This is a genomic window from Enterovibrio calviensis DSM 14347, assembly GCF_000621165.1.
Classification (GTDB): Bacteria; Pseudomonadota; Gammaproteobacteria; order Enterobacterales; family Vibrionaceae; genus Enterovibrio; species Enterovibrio calviensis.
The window spans coordinates 575,323-588,171 of record NZ_JHZA01000001.1 but is presented as its reverse complement, the minus strand read 5'-3'; the positions used below and the strand labels follow the sequence as shown (position 1 = coordinate 588,171).

9 protein-coding genes are annotated in these 12,849 nt (G+C 47.1%); 4 read left to right on the top strand and 5 right to left on the bottom strand.

The features are described from left to right. Nucleotides 1–29: 29 nt before the first annotated feature. From Q365_RS0102570 to malX, 3 genes are all read right to left on the bottom strand, one after another. The gene (locus tag Q365_RS0102570; RefSeq protein WP_028021871.1) at nt 30–1,637 is read right to left on the bottom strand and encodes a glycoside hydrolase family 3 N-terminal domain-containing protein; all 1,608 of its coding nucleotides are present in this window, start codon (nt 1,635–1,637) and stop codon (nt 30–32) included. Nucleotides 1,638–1,995: 358 nt separating this feature from the next. Next, nucleotides 1,996–3,174 (bottom strand): MalY/PatB family protein, encoded by a 1,179-nt coding sequence (locus Q365_RS0102565; protein WP_028021870.1) that lies wholly within the window; start codon nt 3,172–3,174, stop codon nt 1,996–1,998. A 79-nt stretch (nt 3,175–3,253) separates the two neighbouring features. Then, entirely contained in the window at nt 3,254–4,828 is a 1,575-nt protein-coding gene (gene malX, locus Q365_RS0102560) for a maltose/glucose-specific PTS transporter subunit IIBC (protein ID WP_028021869.1), read from the bottom strand. A gap of 217 nt (nt 4,829–5,045) precedes the next feature. On the opposite strand from malX, the gene malI reads away from it, so the two are divergent. The 4 genes from malI (at nt 5,046) to Q365_RS0102540 (ending at nt 10,316) form a co-directional block, all read left to right on the top strand. Then, the gene (malI, locus tag Q365_RS0102555; protein WP_081796119.1) at nt 5,046–6,095 is read left to right on the top strand and encodes a Mal regulon transcriptional regulator MalI; all 1,050 of its coding nucleotides are present in this window, start codon (nt 5,046–5,048) and stop codon (nt 6,093–6,095) included. Nucleotides 6,096–6,213: 118 nt separating this feature from the next. Continuing rightward, nucleotides 6,214–7,296 carry a site-2 protease family protein gene (locus Q365_RS0102550; RefSeq protein WP_028021867.1) on the top strand — a complete coding sequence of 361 codons (1,083 nt, stop codon included), beginning with the start codon at nt 6,214–6,216 and terminating at the stop codon, nt 7,294–7,296. A 331-nt stretch (nt 7,297–7,627) separates the two neighbouring features. Further along, nucleotides 7,628–9,337, top strand: coding sequence for a hypothetical protein (locus tag Q365_RS0102545; protein ID WP_028021866.1), 1,710 nt, complete (start codon nt 7,628–7,630; stop codon nt 9,335–9,337). Nucleotides 9,338–9,530: 193 nt separating this feature from the next. Then, nucleotides 9,531–10,316 carry a class I SAM-dependent DNA methyltransferase gene (locus Q365_RS0102540; RefSeq protein WP_155858974.1) on the top strand — a complete coding sequence of 262 codons (786 nt, stop codon included), beginning with the start codon at nt 9,531–9,533 and terminating at the stop codon, nt 10,314–10,316. An 89-nt stretch (nt 10,317–10,405) separates the two neighbouring features. Here the strand turns inward: Q365_RS0102540 and Q365_RS0102535 are convergent, their stop codons facing one another. Both Q365_RS0102535 and Q365_RS0102530 read right to left on the bottom strand, forming a co-directional pair. Further along, the gene (locus Q365_RS0102535) at nt 10,406–11,161 is read right to left on the bottom strand and encodes a hypothetical protein (RefSeq protein ID WP_028021864.1); all 756 of its coding nucleotides are present in this window, start codon (nt 11,159–11,161) and stop codon (nt 10,406–10,408) included. A gap of 303 nt (nt 11,162–11,464) precedes the next feature. Continuing rightward, nucleotides 11,465–12,421 carry a class I SAM-dependent methyltransferase gene (locus Q365_RS0102530; RefSeq protein WP_028021863.1) on the bottom strand — a complete coding sequence of 319 codons (957 nt, stop codon included), beginning with the start codon at nt 12,419–12,421 and terminating at the stop codon, nt 11,465–11,467. Between the last annotated feature and the right edge of the window lie 428 nt (nt 12,422–12,849).

Here is a 12,849-nt window from a genome sequence, read left to right as displayed (position 1 = left end):
AATTGCGTTTATATGTGCAAATCGAATAACTATTTAACGCGCACCACGGCGCAACCTTGCGCGGGGGATTGCAATCCCAACAGCACATTCGCAGCGGCAACCGCACTTTCGGGGCGTGGTGAATGGGCACACAAGTAATGCTCTACATCTGCATACTCCAACGCATCATAAGGGCTGCGCAAGGCAATCACGATCACGTTATCAAACTCTCGGCTAAGATGCTGAACGGTTTGCTTCGCCTTCACTTGGTCAAAATCTTCACCAGGTAACGGGTGGTTTTCCGTGACCACAACCAAATACCCGTCATCAACATTGGGTAGCTGATCCAGCGTTACTGTTTCACAATTCGCGTGCTCTTCTTTGATGGCGAACGCTAACGCATCATATGCGGGTGTGCTTTGGTTAGGGCCAATGCCACGCGGGTTCATTAAGTTATGGTAACTCGTCTCTGGTGTGGCATTGAGTAGATAAAGCGGCTTTTCAAACACGTCTGCCACACCACCACGCAGCCAAACCACGCCGGTGTTCGCGACGTCTTGTGCAACACGGCGATTCTCTTCAAATTCAACAGGCTGATACAGCTCTTGAGGAACAAGCTTTTCAAGCTTGAAGCTAACAACACGTGAAACCGCGTCATCAATCACGGATTCACTCAATTCGCCACTTTCAACCGCATCCATCAGCCCATGGATCATGGCAAGCTGTTTGTCCAAATACGCATCAGAATGGTCGTAATGTTCTTCTGACAGCATGATCATGGTTATGCCCGCTTTCATGGCTTGAACAGCCGCATCAACCGGCGCGTAGTGGTTTTGAATCGCCCCCATGTTCATGCTGTCTGAAATAATGATCCCTTCAAACCCCATGTCTTGTCGCAAAACGTTCTGCAGAATGGTGGAGGACAGGGTTGCGGGTGATTGGTCATCGAGTTGCGGATAAAGAATGTGGCTTGTCATGATTAAATCGACGCCTGCATCAATCGCCGCTTGGAAAGGCGCTAAATCATTGGCCTTCAACTCATCATACGATTTATCGACACGAGGAATATCTCTGTGCGTATCGCCCTGCGTGTCACCATGTCCCGGGAAATGCTTGGCACATGCCACAATATTGCCCGCATGCAGACCGACAACGGCCGCAGCAGAGTGCGCACTGACTTTGTCTGGTTGGTCACCAAACGATCGCGTGTCGATGATAGGAGATGCAGGGTTGAGGTTCACATCGCAGCACGGCCCTAAAATGCAGTTAAAGCCTGCGCTTCGCATCTCTTCGCCAATCACCTGATGCATACGCACCGTACCGGAAACCGTATCAGCGACGCCAAGCGCGAGGTTACCCGGCCCGGTCGTTGATTCGCCAACCAGCACACCCCACGCCCCTTCTTGGTCAACACCCAGCAAAAGCGGCAAACGGTCATGTGCGTTCAAAATGGCATCTAAACCTTGGTTTAACTCGTGCGCTTCGGAAAAAGTTTCAGCGTTGTCTTGGCTGAGATAGCAACCGCCAAGATTGTACTCAATGATCATGCGTTCAGCGGTAATCGCAGATTTTCCCGGAAAAGCCAATATAAACAACTGACCGACTTTCTCTTTTAAGCTCCAGCCAGAAACGATATCTGCGATGCGACTTTTATTCATACTCTCTTCTCCTTAAAAGTCTGTGATGTCATCAGCCCTTATCCCCCCTCTACGCTTCAGCATGTAGATGCTGAAATTCAGGTCTGACTTGCTAACATCAGGCCAGCAACTCAAGAGGAAATCCACGCAATAAAGGGCATAATAAAACAGTCTGTTATTGAATTTAGGCGAGTACCAATATAGGTATTTGAGCAGTATTTTTTGAGACGAACATCTCGCCAACATCAACCGGCTTAGAGAGAAGAATCGCAATTTAAAAAGAAAAAATCTAACGGTTCAGGAGGGATGATTGTTGAGGCAGTTTCTGCCCAAAGACAACCAATCAGCACCACCGAAAGTGGCACTGATTGTTGAAGGTTTACGCGGTTTGAAGCTTAATCGCGCCCACTAGCGCATCTAACCCCGTTTGAACTTTCGATCTTGGGCAGCCGAGGTTTAGTCGAACATAGCCTTTTCCAGACTCGCCATAAACGCCGCCATCCATGATTGCCACATTGAAATGCTCAATCAGGTCACTTTGTAGCTTTTGCATATCTAGATTCAACGATGAAAGGTCAATCCATGCCAAATACGTGGCATCAGGCACCTGATATTTCACGTCAGCAAAAGCACTATTCAACGTATCACGCACCAGCTCGTGGCTTTCTTTCACATAGGCATTCAGCGCTGTCAGCCAAGTTTCGCCGTAGTTATAAGCCGCCATCATTCCAATAACGCCCATGATGGACGGGGAAGACAAACCATCGACTTCTTTCAGTTTAAACAGGTAGTCGTTACGCGATTGCTCGTGTGAAATCATGGCATACGCGCCATTCAATGCCGGGATATTGAATGACTTAGATGCGGAGGTCACCAACGCCCAGCGCTGCTTCATGCCAAAACCCAGCCACGGAGTATGTGCGTTAAACGCCACGTCCATGTGAATTTCGTCTGAGATCAGCGCCACATCATGTTCATCACACAGCTGTGCAATGCGAAGCAACTCTTGACGACGCCACACGCGACCGGTTGGGTTATGAGGGCTGCAAAGCAAAAACACGGTGGTATCTGGAAGGGCAAGTTGTTGCTCCAGTAGCGCCCAGTTCACATCCCAACCGTCTTGAGTTTTCACCAGCGGGTTACGAATGCAACGACGGCCAGCGCCTTCTACCAATTTATCAAACGCGTCATACGCAGGTGTTTGGAACACGATGCCATCGCCTGCGTGGCTCCATTTTTCAATCAACTTCGCGATGATGTAAATCACCGACGGGCCGTAAACGATGGTGTCTTTATCTACCTGAGTATCGAACCTACGCTGATACCAGCTTTCAATCGCGCCTTTAAAATCGTCATGGTTCCAACGGCTATACCCCAGCACAGGGTGCTCTAAACGGGCTTTCAATGCGTTCATTACGGCATCTGGTGCCGCAAAGTCCATGTCTGAAATAGTAAATGGCAGCAAACCTGCTTTACCAAATCTGTCCTGCACGTAATCCCATTGCGTGCAGTAAGTGCCTAAGCGGTCAATGGGCGTATCGAAATTGAGTGTTGTCATTTTAAGGTCCACACAAACAAGAAAACCCTCGGTCTGACTGTGACCGTCAATCCGAGGGTTTTAGGGGGATATTGTTGAATTAGCTCGCTGTCATCAGGGCTTGCATTTCATTCTTCACAAGGTGTACTTGCGTACCGATAACCACTTGCAGGCTGTGAGCATCTAGCTTCACCACACCCAGTGCGCCGTAAGCTTTTAGCTTGTTCGCATCCACCAAGTCCATGTTGTCAACGGTCAGGCGAAGACGAGTAATACAGTTGTCTAGTGAGGTAATGTTGCCTTTGCCGCCTAGCGCTTTCAGGATGGCAGCGCCTTTACCTGATTCGTTAATGAATGCGGCTTCTAGCTCGCCATCCACTTCAGCGGTATCAACTTCACGACCTGGGGTTTTCAAGTTGAACTTCAAAATCGCGAACTTAAATACGGTGTAGTAAACCGCGAACCAAGCTGCTGCGACCAAGGGTACCAAGTACCATTTGGTTGCCGTGCCTTGAAGGACACCGAATACCAAGAAGTCGATGATGTTGCCGTCGGTGTTACCGATGGTCACGTCAAGCAGGCCCATTACCATGAAGCCAAGACCCGTCAGAATGGCGTGAACCACATACAGAACCGGTGCAACGAACAGGAACAAGAATTCCAATGGTTCAGTGATACCGCCAACCACACAGGCCACTACACCAGAAATCAGTAGCGCTTTAATCTTTGAGCGATTTTCTGGTTTTGCACAGTGGTACATCGCCAGTGCCGCGCCTGGTAGACCACCAAGGAATGCAGGCATCTTACCTTGAGAAAGGAACGCAGTAACTTCTGGGGTGAAGCCGTTGGTGTCTGCACACGCTAATTCAGAATAGAAGATGTTCAGTGCGCCAGATACAGTCTCGCCACACACAGCCATGGTGCCGCCCGCTTCAGTGAAGCGAACCAGAGCCACGAGGATATGGTGCAAGCCGATAGGCAGCAGCAAACGCTCACCCGTACCGAATAGCATTGGGCCAAATGCGCCCGCACTTGCAATCAGGTTACCGATACCGTTGATGCCCGCTGCAAAGTAAGGCCATACGAACGGGACCAATACACCCACAACACCCAAGGTGATCGCAGAGATGATAGGAACAAAACGTGCGCCACCAAAGAACGCCAATGCATCCGGCATCTTGAAGGTGTAGAAGCGCTGATGCAGTCTCGCAACGATAATACCCACCAACACAGCACCTAAAATGCCCGTGTCGATTGATTCAATGCCGATAATGCTCTTCACGCCGTAGGCTTTGCTCGCCACAGGATCGCCAAGCACGTTAGCGACGGTCAGGAAGAAGTTAATCGCGAGGTTGAACGCGGCATAACCCACGAAGCCTGCAAACGCAGCAACGCCTTTTTCTTCACGCGCCATGCCCAATGGAATGGCAATTGCGAACATGACAGGTAGATAGATGAATGCCACCAAGCCAATCTTGGTCATCCACATGAACAGGTATTGAAGCAGTATGTTATCTAAAAAGGGGATGGCTTCACGGATAGCAGCGCTCGAAAAAGAGCTACCGATACCCAGTAAAATACCTGAAAACGCAAGAAGTGCCACAGGCAACATAAAAGTTTTGCCTAGGCTTTGTAGAAACTCCCACATGGTGGTTTTTGTCGCTTTGTTCGTCATAACAACTCTCCGAAACATGAGAACATGACAGATGTGGCGGGTCATCGGACCAGCACACTGAATAAGTGATTTCGGGGCCATCATAGGGCAATAAAATTTAGGTAAAACGTTTTATCAAAACAAATGTGATCTCTGCATACTCTGTAAATCCACAAATTTGACCCGGTTTAAAAAACGAGAAAATAACGCTATCCTTTCTAGGTAAAACGTTTTATCAATGCACCCTACCCAAAGACCCATTCAAGGAATAACGTTGAAAAAAGTGACCATCACGGATGTGGCCCAACACGCTGGCGTTTCTGTTACCACGGTGTCGATGGTGCTCGGAAACAAAGGGCGTATCTCCCCTGACACGATTGAAAAAGTAAACCATGCGGTGACTGCGCTTGGTTATATACGCAATCGCGCTGCCGCAAACCTTCGCTCCAACAGCAGCGAAATCATCGGTTTGATTCTTAAAGACATCAGCGACCCCTACTATGCGCAAGTCGCGGCAGGGCTTTGCGAAGAAACCGAAAAGCAAGGCTATATGGTGTTTCTGACCCAGAGCAGCGATGAAAGTCAGTTCGAACAATGTGTGCTAACCATGGCGCGTCAAGGTGTAGGTGGCATTGCCTTTTGCCCGGCCAATGAAAATCAGCAAGTTAATGTTGAAGCCTTACACGCCCACAACTTACCTGTGGTCTGTATTTCTCGCGCTTCCGTCAACCAACACATTGATTATGTCGGCCCCGATAACGCGAGTGCCGCCAAAATGGCAACTGAACATTTGATCAATCAAGGGCACCGACGCATCGGTTATGTAGGCGGAAAAAGCAGTTCACTTTGCCGTGCGGAACGCGTGGGAGGTTATTGCAGCACCTTGATGCAGTTTGGGTTGCCTTTTAAGCCGGAATGGGTCGTTGAATGCGATGCGGGTCAAGCGCCAGCGGCCTCAGCCGTTGAAACACTCTTGGCGAATCATCCACAAGTCACCGCCATACTTTGCCATTACTCTTCAACGGCAGTAGGCGCGGTTCAAGGTGTGCACCGTTTAGGACGAACCGTGGGCTCAGACAATATTTTCAATAAACAAATCGCGATTGTGGGCTTTGATGCCGTGCAAGATGCCGAGTTAACCGAACCGCCTATCACCTTTGTAAATTCTGATGCCAGAGAGATTGGCCGTCAGGCAGCGCGACGTCTTATTGAGCAGTTTGAAACCAGTGACCCCATTGCTCGCAAAGTCATTGTGGCTCCGACTATGATCAATGCCAACGTGAGTTAATCCCGAATCTTCAAGTTGCTTGAGTATCACCATGGGCGTTCGCGCCCTCCCCCGTTTTCTCTGCTTTGCAAAAGCTGCTACATTAGCGCCCATCATCAATCAGATTCAGACCATCATTTTGGAATTATTCAATATTTCTTGCCTAGGAAAGCCGCTTCGCCTCGAAGGCTCTTTAGCGGGCTGGCAAGCGCTTTACTGGGACAATCAACTCGTTTCTCAACTGGCCGCCAGTGCAGACAATGACGGCGAGAAAAGCCATTCATTTCAGCTTGCCAAAGACGACCTTATTCTCACGGTTGTCGTTAACTCCACCGTTGCATGGCAACCATTCTCGATTGATTACAACGTCACGGTGAACGACGAAGTGGTTGAAACTGGCACACGCGATGAAAAAGATATCGAGCGCCAAACCCCCGTTGTTGAGCCGCAAGCCAAGACCAAATTCAGCCTGATTGGTTTAGCGTCTCTCGGCATGAAGTTATTCAAAAGTGCCAAGGTCATCAAAGTGGTGCTTGCTGGCGCCAGTGTTGCCGCCTATTCATGGCTGTTTTCTTGGCAATTCGCCGTCGCGTTGATTGCGTGTTTGGTGGTGCATGAGTATGGCCACATCCGTGCCATGAAGTACTTTGGCATGAAAACCAAAGGCATCTATTTGATCCCATTCATGGGCGGACTTGCGCTCTCAGATGAAAAAATCAACACGCGCTGGCAAGACGTGGTGATCTCCATCATGGGGCCAACTTTTGGCTTGTTCATGTCATTGGCTGCGCTGGTCGCTTATTGGGTCACCGGCAATATATTTTTCGCCGGCATCGCCACCTTCAATGCCTTACTCAACCTGTTTAATTTGCTGCCGATTCTGCCGCTAGATGGCGGACACATACTGAAAAGCATCAGTTTCTCGATGAACAGCATTGCAGGTTTAATTGCTTGCATCGCAGGGGCTGCCATCGGCGTATTTGTCAGCTATACCTTCGGACTCGCGCTGCTTGGCTTTTTGCTGTTGATAGGTAGCGCAGAAATAGTGTTTGAATGGAAATATCGTCACCATTCTCACCTGCTGCCGCTCACCCGCTATGGGCAACTGTTCAGCACAGCATGGTATTTAGCAACCGTTGCATCTCTTATCGGCGTGATCATGTATTTCGCAACAAAAGGCGATGACATGCTGGCATTGCCTTTGATGATTTTGCAGAGCTAATGACGCAGTAAGCCGCCAATAACACCTCAAAACGCGAGCTTAGGCTCGCGTTTTTAATGATTTGCCACAGTACAAAAATTAGAATCCAGGCTCATAAATGAGTCACTTTTACTGCATCCATTTTCAGAAATTTTCAATTGCTACATTAGAAATCATTAATTTAGCGCACCAATATGCCCATAAGTGCATCTCATGCTTTTTAAATGCTTTCTACTGCTTCTCATTTAACGCCTCACTAACGAGACAATATTCCCAGCCTTTTCTTTGTAACGTGAAAGCTAAATCTGTTGCTGGCGATTCAGCGCATTTGCATAACATAGAGATGGAAAACATGAAAAAAACAATATTGGCAACGTTAGTGATATCTTCCGCTCTCGCACAGCAGGCCTACGCGGCGTGTTTGGGCAATGTTTACTCACTGAACGCAGGAAGAGGACATGTAGGGATCCTTGTTGATGTTCAGGAAAGCGATAAGCTGACTGGTCCTTACAATGGCACGCGCGCGCTCGCAGTTTCCAGAGCTGCATTTAGCGGGGCGGCCATGACCTATGACAGCGAAAATAACCGTATTTACTATGTCAGCTCGCCACGTCCTACTTCTTATTACGTGCAAGGGTTAGAAGACCTTGTTTCGGAAGAAGAGTTGAAGAGTCTCGATTTTCACTCTTCAAGAAACGTTCCGACTGAACTCGCCTACTACGACCCAAGCAACGGTGATCATGTGATTGTGGGGGAAGTGCCTGCAACATTTCGCATGGCCTACGATGCTAGCTCTAAATTGATTTACGCATCAGACAACCGAAAGTTATTCACCATTGATCCGCTAGATGGCAGCACAACACCTATCGCTAATTTCGATTCAAATCTTACGAGTGGTGGTTTTACCTCATGGGGTGATTTCATTTTCTACAAAGGAAAATTGCTGCATATCACCAACACTCGCACATTCTCCATTGATACAACCACGGGCGCATCAACCCTCGAATTCTTCCATTACGTCAATTTTGTCACGGGCGCGACGCTGGACCAAAACGGTCAGATTCTTATCACCGCCAAGAACCAAAATGTCACAGGGAATATCAATAGTACGCATCTGTGGCGACTCAACCCTGAAACGGGTGAAAAAGCCTCTGTCGGTTTGATTCCTGCAAGGCTGAGTGCACTAGCAACCAACACACAAGAAGACTACACCTGCTACCCTGCTACGATATTCCCAAGCGACATGGTGCTTAACGTTACAGGCGTCACCGGCTCTACCGTTACCGAAGGCGAAACGGGGTCATTTACCGTCAATTTCGACAAAAAGACCGCAGCCGATACTGATCTAATGCTGCAGCTGAGAAATGGCAGCGCTGCCATTAACAGTGACTATAGTGGTTCAGTCTCGCTGCAGTTCGAAGATGGCACATCCCAATCTGTTTCGCTCTCAACCTCTGCCGTCACTGTGACTGTGCCACCAGGTAATAGCTGGGTAAAAGTTCAGGTTCCGACCATCGAAAACACGTCGTACGAGAATACTGAAGCCTTCTATTTGGATGCTTGGTTTAAAGATGACAAGAGCGATTTGGCATCAGGCACCACCACTATTAACGACGACGATTATCGTTTAGGCGAGCGTCTGTCTAATACGCAAATCGACGGAACGAGTTACTGGAGCCAAAGTGGCAATGTGTTCTGGCACGACAATGGCTATAACTTCAACTGGGCAGGCTCTGGGTCTGGTGGCCAAATCTGGCAAAACTTCACGGCCGTGAGCAATAGCTCTTATTCGGTGAATGTACGTTTTTGGGCGCACAACTCGAGAAATGGCGCATCACATAATGGCCGAGTTGAAATCATCGATTTGTCGGGTTATCGAACACTCACTAGCAGCAGCTTCAATTTGCGTGAGGGTAACTCGACCAACATAAGCCTTAATTTTAATGGGTCACATTCTGGCAACTTGAGAATTCGCATCACCAATACCTCAACTCATGGTGATACGAGCAGCACCGATTTGGTCGCTGATTCTGCCAGTATCTACGGCGCTATACCGCGCTAGGTAAGCAAAATATCATTTTCAATTGGCCCAGCTTTCGCTGGGCTTTTTTTTTGACACCATCAGTGCGCGACTCCATTACCAACCGCAACGAAACGATGTTCCCTAAGTGTCTATTCAGCAGAGCATTGAAACATAATGTATGGCTGATAAATTGATGTGATTTATGTCGCATTTAATTTTTTTGTGATGTAGCATGCGCCACCTTTTCTCTTTGCGGTGGTTTGGCTTGATTACTTCATCATCCAATGCGCTGTATACAGATCTATCGGGTTACTACGATCTGATGTGCGCAGACATTAACTATGAATCACAGAGTCACTGTGTTCGTAGACTTCATCAGCTATTTGGTAATCAAGGAAAGCGCCATTTAGACCTTGCTTGTGGCACTGGCCCTCATATACGTCATTTCATCGATACTGGCTTTATGAGCAATGGTCTGGATTTAAACCAGCCTATGTTGGATCAGGCGAAACTTCGCTGCCCAGAGGCCGAGTTTTCGCTACAAAACATGTGCGATTTTGTCGTGGACCAACCTTACGACTTGATCACCTGTTTTCTCTATTCCATTCACTACAGTGGCAGCATTGAAAACCTGACTGCGTGCATTCGAAGCGCACATGCTGCATTAAAAGAAGGCGGCATTTTTTGCTTTAACACCGTAGAGAAGAGACTGATCAACAATAATTCGTTTGTTCGACACAGTGTGGAGCAAGACGGCAGTCATTTTGTCTTTCAGTCAGGCTGGTTTTATGAAGGAGACGGTGACAAACAAGCACTGAAACTTAGCATTGAAAAAACCACCAACAAAGTGACCGAAGAGTGGCATGACAACCACCCAATGGTTGCCATCACGTTTGATGAGCTGAAAGCGCTGCTTGACCCTTACTTTGAAGTGACAGTGTTCGAACACGATTACGAAAAACTTGAGTTGTGGAATACGCAATCAGGAAACGCGATCTTCGTTTGTGTAAAACGATAGCGATGAAAAGGCCGGCAAATCTGCCGGCCTACTATACCCACCGACGAAGCTCAAAATTCTTATTCAGCGAGCTGTTGTTTAGATAGTCTCTAAATGGCTTTGCCGTTAATCGTGGCGGACACAAGCTCATCCGTGCCAGTCAACGTCACACCGTCTGATCGCGTTGTCTCAAAGGTCTCTTTGAGCGTAATACCATTTCCAACACCAATATGTTGAGTAAACACCGCGGTAAATTGCGTACCATCCGCGTCAGTTACATCAAAGGTCAATGCCATCACACAGGCATCGAATGTCCCCGCAGGCACCGTGACTTCCTCGCTCCGCAGAAATTCCATGCTGTAATCCATCGTGGTGGTTTGTACATTATTCACAAATTCCGTCACCGTTGAATAGGTTTTCTTCTCACCCTTATCCAAGGCGTAATCGATCATCAAACCACTTGGACGGTAAGTGAACTCTTTACTGTCCAACACCTGCCCAATTGTGGTAATCGTGCCTGCATTGGTGTCTACAACAATATAAGTGCGGTTGTCAGTGCTTTCACCGTCTTGAGTTGTTTCTTCTATGGCATTGGTGTAACCACGATAGGTTGTTATTTGCGTGATTTCAGTGGTGCTCGACTCCGTCATCGGTTGAGAGTTGCCTGAAACTACTGAATACTCTTCCGTTACCTTGGTTCCAACGGCATACAAACCTCCATTGAAGCAAGCAGATGAATTTGTAACTTGCCCTGTCGGGGTATCTTCATTATCTGTTCCTGCACCACTGCCCGAGTCAGAACCACCTCCTCCGCCGCAACCAGAAAGAACTAGCGCAATACTCACGCCTAATAAATACAACTTCATACTTCCCTCTCCAACCTATATCCATAAACTTTTGCATTGTCGCTATTTAAAAATCAGCGTGCTTGCCATCGTAAGAATTGAAAAGTATTCAACTCATGCCGAGTCTATCGCTCCGGTATACAAGAAGTTGATATGAAATCGAGACAGGAGAGTAAAAAATACAGTAAAAAAACATATGAGAGTAAGGAGATGAAAGAGGACTATTGCAGAGACGAATGTTATTAGTCGCAACCCATTTATCACTAGGTCTGTTAAGGACTCAATAAGAACTAGAAGCCTATAGAAAATGTTTTGTTTTCAAAATCAAGCGTGTTTCTGTGCGCCTTTGTAATGCGAAATGATTTCTTCATCTCCCACAGCGGTATTCGCCTTAGACCCAAGAAAAAACACCCCATTGGCAGCATCAACGTTATAACTTTCGGGAATTAGTCGGTCGAGTAGCATCAACCAACACAAGCAAAGTTTGACAACCTTCCCAACCAAACGCGAGCGAAATAACCCTCGAAAAAAGCCTTCAAATGCCCATAGTAATTGGGTCCCAGCTCCCGAGCACACGCCAGATTTTACCAAGCTGAATTGTTTAAATAGCAGTCGATGTCCGCTTTCTGTATAGCGAGTGAAATCATACGCGCCTTCGTGTACATGCTGGAGAAACGGGGTTTCTGCATACACTAAACCGTCAGGTTTAAGTAGACGATGTACTTCATCAACCACGCCTTTTGGATCCAGAACGTGCTCAAGCACGGCCTGCACGATCACCGCATCGAAACAGTTGTCCTCCAGCGGAATACTATGCGCATCGGCAATAAATTGAACATGTTTTGATGCATAAATGTCGAACGAAACCAGTTCAATATTTTTGTCTTCATAAAACGGTTCCATGCCTTCGCCAACTGTTCCGCCACCAACAATGAGCACTCGTGGCTTGTCATGCTCTTTGAACAAACGGTCAAGGATCAACGAGACATTTTCTTTGGTAACACGATTTGAAGGTGATATCAGGCGTTTCAAAGCCTTCATGATGCCGCAGTAGCAACGTCGATGAACCATGGGGAGAGACCAATCCTGAGATGCCATGCCTGTTGGGCGAAGACTTAGATTTTGACAAACAAGAGAAGTAGAGTGAATGGCTTCGATATCGGTCGAAGCGCCACCATCATTTGGCTTTACCAACGCTATTGTTAGATCAGCATTGTCAGACTCGCTGTCGCTGTGGTTACTACGCAATAAAGCAGAAACGTCTTTTCGATCGAGTAGCATTGTTCATCTCACAATTTGCGTTAGTCATGTCAACACCCCGATGCTTAATTTCACACAAAATATCTTAAGGTAACGTCTTTGTCTTAAACAACGAGTCAATATAGCGCCCCAACCTTATACAGTTAAATATCAATAATCCATTATACAAATAGATTTAATGAAAAATTAAGACTTATAGACCAGTATTTATTCTAATCATAGCGTCTACACACTTATCATAAAAACCATAACCATCAGCATTAAAAAGAAGACAAAGTCAATAAAAACAAAGGATAACATTCAACGCAATAGTCAAATCCAACGAAGCCAAGCCGACGAGAATCATCAAGTTAGCAATCCAAATAAACCATACCTCAGGCTCACTAAATCCTGACAATATTTTGACAAATAGCAAGTCACACTTTCTAGTAATAATATTTTTAAATATC

Bases quoted from the DNA above. Each gene is read 5' to 3' on its own strand.
- Q365_RS0102570 (WP_028021871.1), bottom strand. From the start codon at position 1,637: ATGAATAAAAGTCGCATCGCAGATATCGTTTCTGGCTGGAGCTTAAAA.
- Q365_RS0102565 (WP_028021870.1), bottom strand. From the start codon at position 3,174: ATGACAACACTCAATTTCGATACGCCCATTGACCGCTTAGGCACTTAC.
- malX (WP_028021869.1), bottom strand. From the start codon at position 4,828: ATGACGAACAAAGCGACAAAAACCACCATGTGGGAGTTTCTACAAAGC.
- malI (WP_081796119.1), top strand. From the start codon at position 5,046: ATGCACCCTACCCAAAGACCCATTCAAGGAATAACGTTGAAAAAAGTG.
- Q365_RS0102545 (WP_028021866.1), top strand. From the start codon at position 7,628: ATGAAAAAAACAATATTGGCAACGTTAGTGATATCTTCCGCTCTCGCA.
- Q365_RS0102540 (WP_155858974.1), top strand. From the start codon at position 9,531: ATGCGCCACCTTTTCTCTTTGCGGTGGTTTGGCTTGATTACTTCATCA.
- Q365_RS0102535 (WP_028021864.1), bottom strand. From the start codon at position 11,161: ATGAAGTTGTATTTATTAGGCGTGAGTATTGCGCTAGTTCTTTCTGGT.
- Q365_RS0102530 (WP_028021863.1), bottom strand. From the start codon at position 12,421: ATGCTACTCGATCGAAAAGACGTTTCTGCTTTATTGCGTAGTAACCAC.